The sequence below is a fragment of the Sedimenticola selenatireducens genome (assembly GCF_007625115.1).
Taxonomy (GTDB): Bacteria; Pseudomonadota; Gammaproteobacteria; order Chromatiales; family Chromatiaceae; genus Sedimenticola; species Sedimenticola selenatireducens_A.
In genome coordinates this window covers 25053-40576 of the sequence record NZ_VMNH01000005.1, presented here as the reverse complement: position 1 = coordinate 40576, position 15524 = coordinate 25053, and the positions used below count along the sequence as shown (strand labels likewise).

Sequence of the window (15524 nt, the reverse complement as noted above, 5' to 3'; positions counted from 1 at the left end):
AAACGCGGCCACAGGGCCGCGTTTAGAAGTTTGTGTAAATTGTCTGCCTATAGCTTCAGTCGAGATCGTAGAGGGCCAATTTTTTTCTCAGCGTGCTGCGACTGATGCCCAGTATTTCGGCGGCACGTGTCTGATTGCCCTCAGTATGCATCATGACGGTTTCCAAAAGTGGCTGCTCAACTTCGGCCAGCACCATCTGATAGATATTGGCGGTGCTGTGGCCGTCTAACTGTTTGAAATAGCCTGACAGGGCGTTGCGGACACATTCTCTCAGTGGTTCAGTCGCCTTGTTTTTTGCCACAGAAAATTGTGGTTTATTTGAGTCTTGTGCCAGTAAGGCTTCCATGGTCATGCTGCCCGCTCCTTATTTTTAACCAACTGATCGAAGAACTCGGTGATCAGGGCCATTTGTTTTTCCGCTGAGTCGGTTGTATTAATGCGCTGTCTAAAAAGCGCCCCTCCCTGCTGGGTCTTGCTGTACCAGGCGATATGCTTTCGTGCTATTCGCACCCCCTGAAATTCGCCGTAAAACGCGTACAGATTCTCCAGATGTCCCAATAGGATATCGCGAATCCACTCCGGTTGTGGAGCAGAATGTTTTTCCCCTGATTCGAGGTAATGTGCTATTTCGCGAAAGATCCAGGGTCGCCCTTGAGCGGCCCGGCCGATCATAATAGCATCGGCACCGGTCAGTTCCAGTACCTTTTTTGCCTTTTCGGGCGAGTCGATGTCCCCGTTGGCAATAATTGGAATCCTGACGTGCTGTTTGATTGAGCGAATCGTTTCATATTCCGCCTCCCCGGAGTAACCGCAGACCCGGGTTCTGCCGTGGATGGCCAGGGCAGCAATTCCACTGGCTTCGGCAATCTGAGCAATCTCAAGGCCGTTTCTGTTCGCCTGATCCCAGCCTGTTCTGATCTTCAGTGTGACAGGGACCTCTACTGCTTGAACAACAGCTTCAAGAATTTGCCTTACGAGAGGTGGATTCATCAGCAGGGCAGAGCCAGCGGCTACCTTGCAGACTTTTTTGGCTGGACAGCCCATATTAATGTCAATGATTTGGGCGCCGTGCCCGACGTTGATTTTGGCCGCTTCGGCCATGGTATAGGGATCGGCACCGAGGATTTGCACAGAGATCGGGCCGGGCTCCCCCGCAAAATCAAGTCGCCTGACGGTCTTGGGTGTTCCTCGTAGGGCCGAGTTGGATGAGATCATCTCAGAGACCGCCATGCCGGCGCCAAGGCTACGGCAGAGCTGACGAAACGGTCGATCAGTGACCCCTGCCATTGGGGCAACCAAAAGATTGTTATCCAGTTGGTAGGGTCCGATTTGCATTATTGTAACAGGGTCTTTATTGCTTGGTACGCGCTCTGAACGGGCCGGTATGGTACGACGATCTTCAGGTTGGGACAAGGAGGCGGTTGGATTTAACGCTGTTTGGCTGCAGCCCCCTGGGTGACAGTCAGCTCAGTTATGGAGCGCGTTAAATAGGCCCACTATTCGCTTCGTCCATAAACTGATTTGCTTCGCCTCAATCGTTTTTGCTTCAAACGGATAAACCCAGCAGCCTCCTAGTAGAAGTCAAACTGGAAACCGACGACTTCGGCTCCCGGGTCTTGTAATTCCAGCTTGAGTGATTCGGGTACACCGGGTTGAATCAGTCTGTCGGATGATCTGTGGTACTCTTCTGGACTGAAGCTTCGTCTTGCGATCAAGGCGCCGGCGCTGTCCAGTAAGCTGAGTTCAAGTGTTGGAAAAGGTTGCTCGAACGCAGCTTGGTTGCGCAGTGTCAGCATGACCAGCAGGGTGTCCTCAAAATCGGGGTGCGTGCTGATCGAACGTGAGACTACGGCGATTTTTGCAGGATCTCTCCGGGGGGGTAGTTGACAGGAGAGCATTTCACAGACTTGTTCCATGGCCTGTCGGCCGGCCGGATACTGCAAGAGTTGGCTGCGGCCAAACCAGCTGAGTTGGCCTATCACCAGCAGTAATAAGATCACTATGACAACGGACCAGCCAAAAGTACCCCTGCTATGCCCTGGAGACGCCAGGGTATCTTCAACTGACAGGGCTTGTTGTTCCGTTGGTTGTAACTCGGGAAGGTTGTCAGGAACGGGGAATGGCAAGAGTGCTTCATCCTCATCCGTCAGCGCAGTGGTTGGTTCGATGCTGGGTTCAGTGTCGGCATCAATGACATCAGGCTCAGCTGTATCGCTATTGGCTTGCTCTGAATTGTCCTCATCCGTTGGCATCGCCATTAGCGGGCCGCAAAAACGTGAATCCAGGCCAATCTGGACGCTATCCAGCTCGCCGTCATTCAGATCGTAAGCGGGCTCGAATGGATCGCGATCATCATCAATGGCCAAGTGCTCGGCGTCATCGGTCTCTGTCTCTTCGAAAGGGGTTGGCTCGGGATTGATCTGTAAAGTCCGTAGAAGATCTGTGAGTCCGCTGTGTAATTCCTGGTGTGGCGAGTCAACCGGGTCATCGAAGGGGAGTTCGAGGTTTTGCTCCTCAGGCAGGTCGTCGATAAAGCGGGACTCTGGCCAGGTATCTTCATGCTCAGGCTCTCGCTCCCGCAGGTTGTTCAGGGCGCTGAATACCTGGTCACAGCGACAGCAGTGTGCCTTGCCCGCGGCAGCCTTCAGTTGATCAGCGCTGATGCGAAACAGGGTGTGACAGTGGGGGCATTGTGTATACAAATTGCGACTCGCTCAGCGTTTGACACCTTCCAACAGAACCCACTCTTCCTGTTGGATGGGTGGGGCCATATCAAAGTGATCATTGTAGCAGTTGCGTACTCTCTCGGCTTGTTCGCTCAATATGCCGGAGAGCACGATTTTGCCGCCCTGCTTAGTCAGGCTGGCGAGGAGCTGCTGGAGTTCAATCAGGGTGCCTGCCAGGATGTTGGCCAGAACAATGTCAACGGGATGAGGAATCAGATGGCTGTCGCTACAGAGTTGCAATCGCTCACTTACCTTATTCTTTTGTGCATTCGCTTCCGTCGCCTGGATGGCTTGTGGATCATGGTCTGTCGCGTAGACCCGTTCGGCCCCCAGTTTTAGGGCCGCGACTGCCAAAATTCCCGAACCACAGCCAAAATCGATCAGTTCAAGGCCTTCCAGTGGGGTACGATCCAACCACTGTAGGCAGAGTCCGGTGGTTGGATGGGTCCCTGTGCCAAAGGCAAGGCCGGGGTCGAGTTCGACCACAATGGCATCTTTCTGATCAGTCTGTTTGCCTTCAGGGCAGATCCAAAGTCGTCTGCCAAAGGACATGGCATGAAAATTTTCCAACCAGACGCGTTCCCACTCTTGGTCCTCAAGGATTTCGAGCGTCAGTGTCGGGGTAACGTCACTGTTGAGTGCATGATTAATGCGGTTGCGCAGGTCGTCAGAGTCAATATCACCCTCAAACAGGCCTGTAACGCGTGTTACTTTCCAGATGGGCGCTTCGCCTGGTTTCGGCTCCAATAAGGGTTCGTCTTCAGCATCCTCCAGCGTGGTGGAGAAGGCGTTCAGGCTTTCAAACAGCAACTCTATAAGCGGCGCCTGATCTTTGCTGGTGGTGAGGTGAGCCTGAATCCAGGGCATGTGCTACTCCGCTTCACGGGACGGAGAGCTCCGTCCCGAACTGTTGCGTACTAAATACCCAGTTTCTTTTCCAGGTAATGAATGTTGGCTCCGCCCCTGGCAAAGGCTTCATCCTGCATGATGCGCTGTTGTAGAGGGATGTTGGTCTTGATGCCGTCGATGACCATCTCCGAAAGGGCGGTCTTCATACGGGCGAGTGCTGATTCGCGCGTCTCTCCATGGGCAATCAGTTTGCCAATCATCGAGTCATAATAGGGAGGAACACGGTATCCATCATAGATATGGGTATCGACACGAATCCCCGGCCCACCCGGTATATGCAGATGGGTGATGTTGCCCGGGCAAGGCATGAAGGTCTCTGGGTCTTCTGCGTTGATACGGCATTCAATGGCATGGCCGCGTATTTTGATGTCAGATTGTTTGTATGCAAGTGCCTCGCCAGCGGCGATCCGTAGTTGTTCCTTGACAATGTCGACACCGGTGATCATCTCGGTAACGGGGTGTTCCACCTGAACTCGGGTGTTCATTTCAATGAAATAGAACTCGCCATTTTCATAGAGGAACTCGAACGTGCCTGCCCCGCGGTAACCGATGGTACGACAGGCCTCAGCGCAGCGCTCGCCTAATCGATTACGCAGTTCTTCTGAAATGCCTGGGGCTGGAGCCTCTTCAACCACTTTCTGATGGCGGCGCTGCATGGAGCAGTCACGCTCTCCAAGGTGTATAGCGTTGCCTAGGGTATCGGACAGAACCTGGAACTCCACATGGCGAGGATTTTCCAAGTACTTTTCCATGTAAACGGTGTCATTGCCAAAAGCAGATCCCGCCTCGGCCTTAGTCAGGGAGATGGCATTGAGTAGCGTGGCCTCGGAATGGACGACGCGCATGCCGCGACCACCGCCACCGCCGGCCGCTTTGATGATGACCGGATAGCCGATATCTTTGGCCATTTGCAGTGTTCTGGCCTCGTTCCCGTCCAGTGGTCCATCTGATCCTGGAACGCAGGGCACACCCGCGGCCTTCATTGCCTCAATGGCGGTGATCTTGTCACCCATCATGCGAATGGTTTCAGGCTTGGGGCCGATGAAGATGAACCCACTCTCTTCTACGCGTTCGGCAAAGTCGGCATTCTCGGACAAAAAGCCGTAGCCGGGGTGGATCGCGACGGCGTCGGTGACTTCGGCAGCACTGATAATAGAGTGAATCTGCAGGTAGCTGCCAGCAGAAGGTGCGGGCCCGATGCAGACGGTTTCATCCGCCAGGCGTACATGTTTCAGGTCGCGATCTGCTTCAGAGTGAACGGCAACGGTTTTTATGCCCAGTTCACGACAGGCGCGCAGGATTCGGAGTGCGATTTCGCCCCGATTGGCGATGACGATTTTTTCGATCATAGCAACAGGGCCCTTACTCAACGATGAACAGTGGCTCGTTGTATTCCACAGGTTGGCCGTTGTCCACCAGGATCTGGGTGATGACGCCGGATTTGTCGCTCTCTATCTGGTTAAGGATTTTCATCGCCTCAATAATACAGAGGGTCTCGCCAGCACTCACGTGTTGTCCAACTTCTACAAAATTCTTGGAGGTCGGCGTGGGTGCGCGGTAGAACGTGCCCACCATGGGTGACAGGATCTGATGGCCTGTGATTTTGGCAGCCACTTCTTTTGCGGGTTCATGATGCGCCGGTGCAGGTGAGGTGGCAACAGCGGGTGCTTGTGGTGCCGCATAGGCCATCATGGGAGCGGCTGAACTGTTACGGCTGATACGTACAGACTCTTCGCCTTCATGGATTTCGATCTCAGCAACATCAGATTCTTCGATGAGTTCGATCAATTTTTTAACTTTGCGGATATCCATTGTGATTATCAATCCTGTTTTTATTTGGTTAAGTGCTGAGGCGTTTCAGTGCGGTAGCAAGTGCGAGTTCATAGCTCTGCACGCCAAGACCGCTAATGACACCTTCTGCGATATCGGAAAAATAGGAGTGCTTTCTGAACGATTCACGGGCGTGAACGTTTGAGAGGTGCACTTCTATAAAGGGTATGTTCACTCCCAGTAGGGCATCGCGAAGTGCCACACTGGTATGGGTAAAGGCTGCGGGATTGAATATGATGAAGGCGATCTGTTCATCGCGGGCGCGATGGATGCGATCAATCAGTTCATGCTCTGCATTGCTTTGTGTGAACGTCAGGTCATGCCCGGCACCCTGGGTGAGATGGTGTAGCCGCTCTTCGATGTCGGCAAGCGTCTCGTGGCCGTATAGATCGGGCTCCCGGGTCCCTAAAAGATTTAGGTTGGGTCCGTTCAATACAAGAATGGTTGCCATTGTTGCCTACCTGACAGATGGTGTGCGCCAAAAGGGTGCGCGGAGTTTACTGCTTTTTTCGCTAGAGTTTGATGAATTTTGACCGAGCTGAGTCAGTTTGTCCAGATTTTAACGAAGATCACATCACGTTTGGCGAAAATAAAACAGGAATTAATGTATTGTTGTGGGTGTAGCTACGTGAAAGACTTTGTTTTATCCAAGTGCGCTCGTTATAACAGCGGAATAAGTTGTTTATCGAGGTGCGCTTGGCTCATCTCTCCGGCTTGGACGTGGCGGGTTTTGCCTTCCCGGTCAAAGATAGCCGTAAAAGGTAGAGAGTCGAATCGGTTACCCATTCTGTTAGAAAGCCTGATGGCATCTGCGTCGCCTATCAATATGGGGAAATTGATATCAAATACATCCACAAAATCCTGCACCATATGGGGATCATCAATGGCAATCCCAACAAATTGCACCCCTTTATCACCGTAGGCTTTCTGGGTTTCAATAAACAGCGGCATCTCCTTGCGGCAGGGAGGACACCAGGTTGCCCAGTAATTCACTACAAGAATCTTCCCCTTCCATTCTGCGCTGCTATGTTGAACGCCCTCCAGGTCAGCAAAGCTGAATTCAGGGAGCTGTGTTTCTGCCTTGCCTGTCATATTCAGCTTGGGTTTTTCCTGCTCACAACCGATAAGTAGCGCCAGCAGTAGGGGGATTAAGAGGAGGTTATTGATCACTCGGTTGTTCATTGCAGTGCGTTACTCACGTGTTTGGCAAACTCTTCTGGGCCTTTGAATCCCACTACGCGGAAGCCTTTCCGTTCTTTCCCATCGCGCCCGTAAAACATGATGCTGGGTGGACCTGGTAGCCCGAAGTGACCCTGCAGCAGTGCGATGTCTTGCTCATCATTGGCCGTTACATCGGCCTGCAATAGGCGCGTGCCTGAAAGGGCAGAGATTACCTTGGGGTCACTGAAGGTGTAGCGCTCCATCTCTTTGCAGGAGACACACCAGTCTGCATAAAAGTCCAGCATCACCGGTTGGCCTGCAGCGCTGGCCGCATTCACTTCCCGTTGTAGATCAGCGACGCTTTTAATGCGTTTGAATTGCAGGTGCGCAGCCTCGCTGCCGCCACTGGATGCAATCAATCCCCGAAGCGGCTGTAGGGTGTCTTTGCCACCGGCCGCTGCACCGACCAGCATGAGTGTGCCATAGATCAGTATTACCACGCCCAGGCCTTTCCAGAGGCGGTCCCATCCCGATGCCTCAACGGCCAACTCTCGCAATGCGCCGAGGTAAATGGCGCTGACAACCATCAGCATGCCCCAAAGCAACAGCGAGACTGCGGCAGGTAGAATGCGCTCAAGCATGATAATTGCGACGGCCAGCATCCCTACGCCAAATACGGCCTTAACCCGATCCATCCAGCTGCCGGCCCTTGGTAGATACTTTCCTGCAGAGGTGCCAATGATGATCAGCGGGGCTCCCATGCCCATTGCCAGAGCGAAGAGCGCCAGACCACCTAGCAGGGCATCCCCCGTCTGTCCGATATAGATCAGAGCCCCGGCCAATGGCGGCGCCACACAGGGGCCTACTATTAGGGCGGACAAGAAGCCCATGATGGCCACGCCGGTTAAACTCCCCCCTGATTGTTTGTTACTGGTCTCGGCCAATTTGCTCTGCCAGCGGCTGGGTAGCTGAAGTTCATAGAAGCCGAACATGGAGAGCGCCAGTAGCACAAATACCAGGGCAAAGAAGCTGAGTATCCAGGGGTTTTGGAAAGCGGCCTGCAGATTCTGCCCAAACATGCCCGCCAGTACGCCAGCAGCGGTGTAGGTGAGAGACATGGCCAGCACATAAACCAGTGAAAGCACAAAGGCTTTTTTGGTGGTCATGTTGCTGCCTTGGCCGGCAATGATACCCGAAAGGATCGGGATCATCGGGAATACACAGGGCGTGAGCGAGAGCGCGAGCCCAAGGCCGAAGAAGACCAGTATGACTAACCAGGTACTTCCTCCTGCCAGGGTTGAGGCAATCTCATCCAGTTCAGAGAGCGGTGCCTCGGGGGCTGCTGTCAGTGCTAGGGGTGCTGCCGATTGGCTGGCGATCAGCTGTTGCTGGGCCTGCTTTAAAGCACTGCTGCCTGTCGAATTGCTTGCCGTGGCTGGGAGCTGCAGTGCGACGGTTTTGCGGATTGGCGGATAGCAGACGCCGGCCTCAGCACAGCCTTGATAACCTACTTTTAGTGTGATCCCGGTAGCCGCAGATTGAGTGCGCAGCAGTGTGAGCGGGAGATTGATTTCGTTGTGATAGACCGGTAAGTCACCATAGGTGCCGTCGGGCCTCAGGGCATCCTGCTTTATCTCTGCTTCAGGGAGTTGGTAGGCTCCGAGCTGAACGCCCTCAGCGTTTTCCAAAGCGATGTTCAATTTGTCCTGATAGAGGTAGGTGCCATCAGCAATCTGCCACAGTAGCCTGATGCGATCAGGCCCCTCTACCTGGGCTGAGAATTGATAGGCCTGATCCGGTGTCAGGATCTCATCCTCTTGTTCTAGTCCTAGTGATTGACCCAGATTGCTCAGGGATGACAGGGCGGGTGTCAGTGGCTGAGCAGTAAGAGGGGGGAGTTGAATGGATACCTTTTCCTTCTGTGGTGGATAGCAGAGACCGGCATCTGCACAGCCTTGGGAGACTGTCATCAGGGGTAGGACATTCGCAGCGCTGTTACTGCGCTGAACAGGAACCCTTATCGAAACACTGTTTCGATAGACCTCCATATCACCAAAGTATGGATCCTGTTTTATTTTTCCTTTGGGGAACGTCGCTTCGCCCAGTGTGATATCGGCTGATTCGCTGCTGAGTTTGATCTTGCTGCGATAAAGGTAGTATCCCTCGGCTATTTGCCAGGTGATCTGAACGAACTCAGGGCCTTCGGCCTGTGCTGTAAGTCGGAAGGCCTCTTGTGGGAGCAGGTAATCATTTTCAGATTGGGATGCCGCTAGACCGGGGATCAGGAGTAGGAGTAGCAGGAGGCGAATTAGAGTTAGTCTTGTTGTTCTATACATTCATCAATCCAGTGGAGATAGGACGGTAGCCCCCGTTCTATAGGGACTGCGATGATCTCCGGAAGTTCATAGGGATGGACGGATAGGATGGCCTGTTCCAGCTCAGCATAGCGCGATTGGCTTGTCTTGATCAGTAACAGGTGCTCTTCCGCCGTCTCAAGCTTATCCTGCCATGTATAAATCGAAGTGACCGGAGCCGTGATGCTGACGCATGCGGCAAGTCGTTTCGTGACCAGGTGGCCGGCGATCCTGTCGGCGCTTGCCCGGTCTGGGCAGGTACAGTAAATCAGAAGCTTGTCCACAGACATTTGCGGAAGATACAGCAATGTTAGTTAACGCGCAAAAGCTAATGTTGCCTGGATGCTCCCTTGAATCGTAGGGTTGCTGAGCGTAAGCTCTGCGTCCATGAATCCGCTTGCTCTTATTCTACTCCTGTTTGTCGGTATCCCGCTGGTTGAACTCTATTTCCTCATTGAGGTGGGTTCCCAGATCGGGGCGCTCCCCACCATCACCCTGACCATCTTTACCGCCGTGCTGGGGGGGCTGCTCGTGCGTATTCAGGGTTTTTCAACCGCGATGCGGGTACGGGCGGGCATGGATCGGGGTGAGGTGCCCGCCGTTGAGATGCTGGAGGGGGTAGTGCTGTTGTTAAGTGGTATTTTGCTGCTCTTACCGGGATTTTTTACAGATTTATTCGGTTTCCTGGCCCTTGTGCCACCGATCAGGCGGGCGATGATTGTCGGCTTTCTTAAGCGTTCGGGTGCCCTGCATCCTGCGGAAGGTGCTGTGCCACCTAAATCCGCTGAACATAGGGTGATTGAGGGTGAGTATCACCGGGATGATGATTGATCAGGCGTGTGCGACGCCAATCGGTGTATTCGACTCCGGTATTGGAGGACTCTCGGTCCTGAGGCATATCCATCAGCATTTGCCGTCTGAATCGCTCATTTATGTCGCCGATACCGGTCATCTGCCCTATGGCCCAAGATCGTCAAGCTATGTTATCGAGCGTGCGCGAATAATTGCCCGTTTTTTGGTTGATCAGGGCGTCAAGGCTATAGTCGTTGCCTGTAATACTGCAACTGCAGCGGCCATCGTTGCGCTTAGAGATGAGTTTAGCTTGCCTGTGATTGGTGTTGAGCCCGGGGTAAAGCCGGCGATCAGCCAGAGTCGAAGCGGCATTGTGGGGGTCTTGGCCACAGAAGGCACGCTGGGGAGTGAGAAGTTCAAGCGGTTAGTGGTCGAGCACGGCGCATCACAGCAGGTTATTGTACAGCCCTGCCATGGCTGGGTAGAGCAGATCGAGCAGGGTGATTTGTTTTCCGATCAGACGCGCACCCTGGTCGGCGCCGCAGTGGAGCCGCTGCTCCGGCAGGGTGCAGATACCTTGGTGTTGGGTTGTACGCATTATCCTTTTTTGGCGCCCATCATCCGTGAGGTGACGGGTCCTGGGATCGTACTGGTGGATACCGGCCAGGCCATCGCGTTAGAGTTGCAGCGACGTTTACAGAGGTTGTCACTGCTGGGCGATGCAGACAATTCAGGTACGATACGTTTCTGGAGTAGCGGCGATCCCTCGCAGATGGTCACACAGGTTGGGCGTCTATGGCCGCAGCCTCTTTCGGTAGATCGGTTGCCGGAGGGCTTCTGTTGATCCGGGTGTTGGTCGGTCTCTCACCTTATTCCAGTAACCGATACCATACCCGCCCCAGATGTTCATGGAGTGCGAAATAACTGTCGTAGAATGCTTTGGCAGTCGGGAGCCAGTCGAAGTAGGTGTCGTTACTCGATCGGGTATGGGCAAAGGCGGTGGGTGCAGGTGTAACCTCAATACCGGCCGCTTCAAACACATCGAGTGAACGGAGCATATGCCAGGCGTGGGTGACCAGAAGGATCTTACGGATGCCTCGTTTTTCCAGCAGGTCTTTCAGTATCAGTGCTTGATCCCGTGTCGTCCGACTCTGCTCCTCTGCAAACAGTACGGTTGCGCCAAACTCTTTTTCCAGTACATCACGGGCCATTGTGGCCTCGCTGGGTCCGTTACTCCTTGGCGTCCCTCCACTGGTAATCAGCGGTAGCCGACTCTTCTTTGAGAGCCACGCGGCATAACGAAGTCTTTCAAGGTGCAGGGAGTTGACCGTATCGGCACCGCCATATTCTGGTGCGGCTTCCCGGCGTCCCGCGCCGAGCACCACAATGGCTTGTGCCTTGCTGCTTTGTATCTGTGCGTCCGTCAACGCAGCGACGATCTCCAGGCTGCCCATTAACTGCTTTGACAGGTAGGGAGTGGAGAAAAGATAGAGTGCGGCGAGCGTGATCAGCAGGAGCAGCTTGCCAATGAAACGCCTGGCTAGAATGAAACCAAGGAGACCGATTATAACCAGAATGCCTGGTGGCAATATCAGGGTTTTAAGGGTCCAGACGATCTCCTGATTCATTGGTTACTCCTAGTTATGGGTATTCAGTAATGGATTGGCCTGTAGGTCAGCATGATAAGACGAGCGTACCATGGGCCCACTGGCGACATTTGCAAAACCCATAGCCTCCCCCTGTTGGCGCAGCTGATCAAATTCTTCAGGTGTTACGAACCGCTCAACCGCCAGATGATCCCTGCTGGGTTGCAGGTACTGACCCAAGGTTAACATGTTGACGTTATGGTTGCGCAGGTCTTGCATAACGGCAAGTACCTCGTCATTGGTTTCGCCCAATCCCAGCATCAGGCCAGATTTAGTTTGGACATTCGGATGTCGCTCTTTGAATTGCGCCAGTAGGTCGAGTGAGCCCTGGTAATCGGCACCCGGTCTGGCCTGCCGGTAGAGTCGAGGGATGGTCTCCAGATTGTGATTGAACACGTCTGGCAAGATGGCATCAAACGCATCCAGTGCAACGCCGATGCGTCCCCTGAAGTCTGGAACCAGTATTTCGACTTGTGTCTCCGGATTCGTATCGCGCAGTGCCCTGATGCAGTTTACAAAATGTGCGGCACCGCCGTCTCGCAGGTCATCCCGGTCAACTGAGGTGATGACTACATAGCGTAGTTTCATTGCTTTAACGGCTTCTGCCAGTTCGGTCGGTTCAGCTGGATCCAGTGGCAGTGGCTTTCCGTGTGCCACATCGCAGAAGGGGCAGCGCCGGGTACAGATGTCTCCCATAATCATGAAAGTAGCCGTGCCGTGACTAAAGCATTCCCCCAAGTTAGGGCAGGCGGCCTCTTCGCAGACAGAACTGAGTTTGCTCTGTCGAAGGATTTTCTTGATCTCATTGACCCGCTCACCGCTCGGCATTTTTACCCTGATCCAGGAGGGCTTGCGTGGCATGGTCTTGGTCTGCTCTACCTTGATAGGTATTCTCGCCAGCTTATCTTCGCCACGCTGGTGGGTTTCCGGGGTAGCGCGGGACGGGGCGTTGTGATCCTTTGGGTTGCTCATAAGGGGGCTCTGGCTGTGGTGAGATCAGTGTTATTGTAACCGAGTCTCAGAAAAATATGTTTGAGCAGCCCGTCAGAGACGGTTGCAATGGTTGCCCCGGCTGTTAAATCACGCATTTGGGTCACCTTCATGTCGGGATAACCACAGGGATTGATGCGACTGAAGGGCTCTAGATCCATGTCGATATTAAGGCTCAGACCATGAAAACTACAGCCGTGTCTGACCCGTAAGCCGAGGGCGGCAATCTTTTCTTGTTTCACATAGACACCGGGGGCGTCTGGGCGAGCAGCGGAGTTGATATTGTAATCCTGCAACAGGTCGATGATGCTCTGTTCAATCAGTGTGACCAGTTGACGTACGCCCAGTTTGTGTCTGCGCAGGTTAAGCATTAAATAGCAGACCAGTTGGCCCGGCCCGTGATAGGTAACCTGGCCTCCTCGATCGGTTTGCACTACTGGAATAGTACCGGGGTCGAGCAGATGTTCTGGCTTGCCGGCTTGTCCCAGGGTAAACACAGGGTGATGTTCTACTAGCCAGATCTCATCCGGGGTGTCTTCATTGCGTTCATTGGTGAACGCCTGCATCTGTTGCCAGACTGGTTCGTAGGGCTGCAGGCCCAACTGTTTAATCAGGGGTGGAGAGGGGCTGTAAACCATCAGAGGCTCATGACGACATCGGTGTGATCCGTGAGGGCGTAGTAGATAGCATCCAACTGGGTCTTGCTGGTGGCCTGGAAAGTAACGGAGACAGAAAGGTATTTCCCGTTCTTGCTTTGCCTGGTTCGGCAGTTCTGCGCGGTCAGATCTGGTACATGGAGCGAAACAATCTCCAGGATTAGTGTCTCGAAATCGGGGTGACTGGAGAGCCCCATGGCCTTTACGGAAAATTCACAGGGGAACTCAAGTAGTGTCTGGTTCTCTTGATTCATGGCTCTAAAGGGTGCTGCCTTTTCGTAGAAGGTTTTTGTAGGCCTGATAATGATTGGCTATCTGACTATAAATGGGGCCAGGTTTACCATTTCCAACCCTTTGTCCGTTCAGTTCAACGACGGCCATCACCTCCTTGCTTGAGCTGGTAAGCCAGATCTCATCGGCTTCGTTGAGCGCTTGCTCACTGATCGCTGACTCCTCAAATGGCATCCCCTGTTGTCCAGCAAGCTCAAGGACCAGGTCGCGAGTAATTCCCGGGAGTAAATGTTCACTCTTGGGTGGTGTGATGATCCGTTGTTTTTTCACAATGAAAATATTGCTCGTAGCACCCTCCACGGCCTGCCCATCGCGGATCAGGATCGCTTCGGAGGCCCCATGATCCATGGCCTCACTGCGAAGTAAGACGTTCGCCAGGAGTGTGATGGCCTTTATGTTGCATCGATGCCAGCGATTGTCTTGGAGCGTAATAGCCTTCACGCCATTGGTCAGGCTGGCTTCATCCGGGTAGATGGCGGGTTGCGTCATGGCAAACAGCGTAGGCTGAATCTCTTTTGGGATCGCATGATCGCGCTTTCCTGTGGAGCCGCGCGTGATCTGTAGATAGACCGATTGATCGGTGCCGGGTAACTGCTGGATCAATCGTTGCAGAATCGCTTGCCACTCCGCCGTGCTCAAGGGGTTGGTCATGTGAATAGCGTGCAGGCTACTATCCAGGCGTTGCAGGTGGTGTTCTAGTCGGAAAAGCCGGCCCGCATAGCAAGGAATTACCTCATAGACACCGTCGCCGAACAGAAATCCCCGGTCCATGACCGAAATTTTTCCCTCTTCTGGTCTCAGAAACTGGCCGTTGAGGTAGATGTCAGGCTGTGCTTCATTCATAACATGTTCTCTGGGTTCTCTATTCCATCCAAAGCAGCACAGTGTCTTTGATATTTTGCAGAATCCCCCCTTCTGGGATTGATTCCAGGGCTACCAAATTAGCCTCCAGCACAGTTTCGCCTTCCAAAGCTATATTGACCTTGCCAAACGCAGCACCCATGACCACAGGAGCTATCAGCTTTGGATTGATCGTCATGCTGGCATCCAGGTTTTTGTATTGTCGTCTGGGTATGGTGATATAGAGATCTTTTTCAACCCCTAGACTTAATCGCTCCTGACTGCCCTTCCAAACACGGGTGGTGGTCAGTTTGTCGCCGGCGCCATATAGGCGATGGGTTTCAAAAAAACGGAAGCCATAATTGAGTAGGGCCTGGCTCTCCTTGGCTCGGGCATCTTCACTCTGGGTGCCCATGACAACTGAGATAAGGCGCATGCCATCTTTCTTTCCTGAGGCGACCAGGCAGTAACCTGCTGCATCAGTATGTCCGGTTTTTACGCCATCAACCGCGTCATCACGCCACAGCAGGCGGTTGCGATTTTTCTGCGTGATGTCATTAAAGGTAAAATCCTTGGTCGCATACCATTGATAAAAATCAGGGTATTCTCTAATGGTCGCAGCAGTCACGAGGGCAATATCCTGTGCCGTGGTGTGGTGATTGTCAGCCGGCAAACCGGTGCTATTAACGAAATGGGTGTTTATCATGCCGAGTCGTTGGGCATGCTCATTCATTAAATTGGCGAAGGTCTCTTCGCTGCCCGCGACATGTTCTGCCAAGGCCACACTTGCATCATTGCCCGACTGAATGATCATCCCCTTTAATAGCGTTTCCAGCGCCACTTTCTTGCCTACTTCAATAAACATTCTGGAGCCTGGTGTGCGCCAGGCCTTTTTACTTACCAGAACCTGGTCTTGCAACGTAACGTGTCCACCCTGAATCTCCCTGAGTACCACATAGGCCGTCATGATTTTGGTCAGACTGGCGGGTTCCAGGGGTTGATCAGCGTTCTTGGAAGAGAGAATGCGGCCACTGTCATAATCAATCAGCAGATGCCCTGTGCCCGCAACGGTAGGCGGTGCAGGTACGGGGGCCCCTGACGCAGCAGTGGCGAACAGGCAGAACCAGATGAGGGTGAGGAGGGGGGTGGTCTTTTTTCTGATGGGGCTTTGGAACATTTTAATCCTTTTGGTTACTTGAGCCTGAGGTATCTAGAGACAGCACTCAACAGGCAGAGTTCTATCGAAAGCGGCTTATTCTAACCTGAAAAATGCCCTAAAACTGTCTTTGCCACACTGTTACAAGATTGAACCTCAAATCAGTTGTCGTA

Annotated in this window: 18 protein-coding genes; 2 read left to right on the top strand and 16 right to left on the bottom strand. The window is 53.3% G+C overall.

All coding sequences use genetic code 11. The annotated features are described in order from the left end of the window. Positions 1–55 precede the first annotated feature (55 nt). The 10 genes from fis to cutA all read right to left on the bottom strand — a co-directional run bounded on the left by fis (position 56) and on the right by cutA (position 9270). Entirely contained in the window at positions 56–352 is a 297-nt protein-coding gene (gene fis / locus FHP88_RS04005; RefSeq protein WP_144357713.1) for a DNA-binding transcriptional regulator Fis, read from the bottom strand. Next, complete coding sequence (gene dusB, locus FHP88_RS04000) at positions 349–1335, bottom strand: tRNA dihydrouridine synthase DusB (protein ID WP_144357712.1); 987 nt, start codon at positions 1333–1335, stop codon at positions 349–351. Before dusB ends, fis begins: the two co-directional genes overlap by 4 nt. 236 nt (positions 1336–1571) lie before the next feature. After that, entirely contained in the window at positions 1572–2702 is a 1131-nt protein-coding gene (locus tag FHP88_RS03995; protein WP_144357710.1) for a DUF3426 domain-containing protein, read from the bottom strand. A 12-nt stretch (positions 2703–2714) separates the two neighbouring features. After that, the gene (gene prmA / locus FHP88_RS03990; RefSeq protein ID WP_144357708.1) at positions 2715–3593 is read right to left on the bottom strand and encodes a 50S ribosomal protein L11 methyltransferase; all 879 of its coding nucleotides are present in this window, start codon (positions 3591–3593) and stop codon (positions 2715–2717) included. Positions 3594–3643: 50 nt separating this feature from the next. Further along, positions 3644–4984, bottom strand: coding sequence for an acetyl-CoA carboxylase biotin carboxylase subunit (accC, locus tag FHP88_RS03985; RefSeq protein WP_144357707.1), 1341 nt, complete (start codon positions 4982–4984; stop codon positions 3644–3646). Between the two features lie 13 nt (positions 4985–4997). After that, positions 4998–5447 carry an acetyl-CoA carboxylase biotin carboxyl carrier protein gene (accB, locus tag FHP88_RS03980; RefSeq protein ID WP_144357705.1) on the bottom strand — a complete coding sequence of 150 codons (450 nt, stop codon included), beginning with the start codon at positions 5445–5447 and terminating at the stop codon, positions 4998–5000. 28 nt (positions 5448–5475) lie between these two features. Further along, complete coding sequence (gene aroQ, locus FHP88_RS03975; RefSeq protein WP_144357704.1) at positions 5476–5916, bottom strand: type II 3-dehydroquinate dehydratase; 441 nt, start codon at positions 5914–5916, stop codon at positions 5476–5478. Positions 5917–6125: 209 nt separating this feature from the next. Beyond that, positions 6126–6647, bottom strand: a complete 522-nt coding sequence (locus tag FHP88_RS03970) for a TlpA family protein disulfide reductase (protein WP_144357702.1) — start codon at positions 6645–6647, stop codon at positions 6126–6128. Then, positions 6644–8962, bottom strand: a complete 2319-nt coding sequence (locus tag FHP88_RS03965) for a protein-disulfide reductase DsbD (protein ID WP_144357700.1) — start codon at positions 8960–8962, stop codon at positions 6644–6646. Before FHP88_RS03965 ends, FHP88_RS03970 begins: the two co-directional genes overlap by 4 nt. Continuing rightward, positions 8941–9270 carry a divalent-cation tolerance protein CutA gene (cutA, locus tag FHP88_RS03960; RefSeq protein WP_144357699.1) on the bottom strand — a complete coding sequence of 110 codons (330 nt, stop codon included), beginning with the start codon at positions 9268–9270 and terminating at the stop codon, positions 8941–8943. Before cutA ends, FHP88_RS03965 begins: the two co-directional genes overlap by 22 nt. 97 nt (positions 9271–9367) lie before the next feature. Between cutA and FHP88_RS03955 the strand changes: the two genes are divergently transcribed. Further along, entirely contained in the window at positions 9368–9811 is a 444-nt protein-coding gene (locus tag FHP88_RS03955; protein ID WP_144357697.1) for an FxsA family protein, read from the top strand. Continuing rightward, complete coding sequence (murI, locus tag FHP88_RS03950; RefSeq protein WP_313957280.1) at positions 9786–10616, top strand: glutamate racemase; 831 nt, start codon at positions 9786–9788, stop codon at positions 10614–10616. Before FHP88_RS03955 ends, murI begins: the two co-directional genes overlap by 26 nt. A 25-nt stretch (positions 10617–10641) precedes the next feature. Here murI and FHP88_RS03945 read toward each other — a convergent pair whose 3' ends face one another. From FHP88_RS03945 to FHP88_RS03920, 6 genes are read right to left on the bottom strand one after another with little or no spacing between them, the layout of a single operon-like run. Beyond that, on the bottom strand, positions 10642–11400 hold the full coding sequence (locus FHP88_RS03945) for a YdcF family protein (protein ID WP_144357696.1): 759 nt from the start codon (positions 11398–11400) through the stop codon (positions 10642–10644). Positions 11401–11409: 9 nt separating this feature from the next. Then, complete coding sequence (gene lipA, locus FHP88_RS03940) at positions 11410–12390, bottom strand: lipoyl synthase (RefSeq protein ID WP_144357695.1); 981 nt, start codon at positions 12388–12390, stop codon at positions 11410–11412. Next, positions 12387–13046 (bottom strand): lipoyl(octanoyl) transferase LipB, encoded by a 660-nt coding sequence (lipB, locus tag FHP88_RS03935; RefSeq protein WP_144357694.1) that lies wholly within the window; start codon positions 13044–13046, stop codon positions 12387–12389. The genes lipA and lipB overlap by 4 nt, the downstream gene beginning before the upstream one ends. Then, the gene (locus FHP88_RS03930) at positions 13046–13318 is read right to left on the bottom strand and encodes a YbeD family protein (protein ID WP_144357692.1); all 273 of its coding nucleotides are present in this window, start codon (positions 13316–13318) and stop codon (positions 13046–13048) included. Before FHP88_RS03930 ends, lipB begins: the two co-directional genes overlap by 1 nt. A gap of 4 nt (positions 13319–13322) precedes the next feature. Further along, positions 13323–14198 (bottom strand): D-amino acid aminotransferase, encoded by an 876-nt coding sequence (locus tag FHP88_RS03925; RefSeq protein WP_144357691.1) that lies wholly within the window; start codon positions 14196–14198, stop codon positions 13323–13325. 19 nt (positions 14199–14217) lie between these two features. Next, positions 14218–15372: a D-alanyl-D-alanine carboxypeptidase family protein gene (locus FHP88_RS03920; RefSeq protein WP_144357690.1), complete on the bottom strand. Its 1155-nt coding sequence runs from the start codon at positions 15370–15372 to the stop codon at positions 14218–14220. Positions 15373–15524 lie beyond the last annotated feature (152 nt).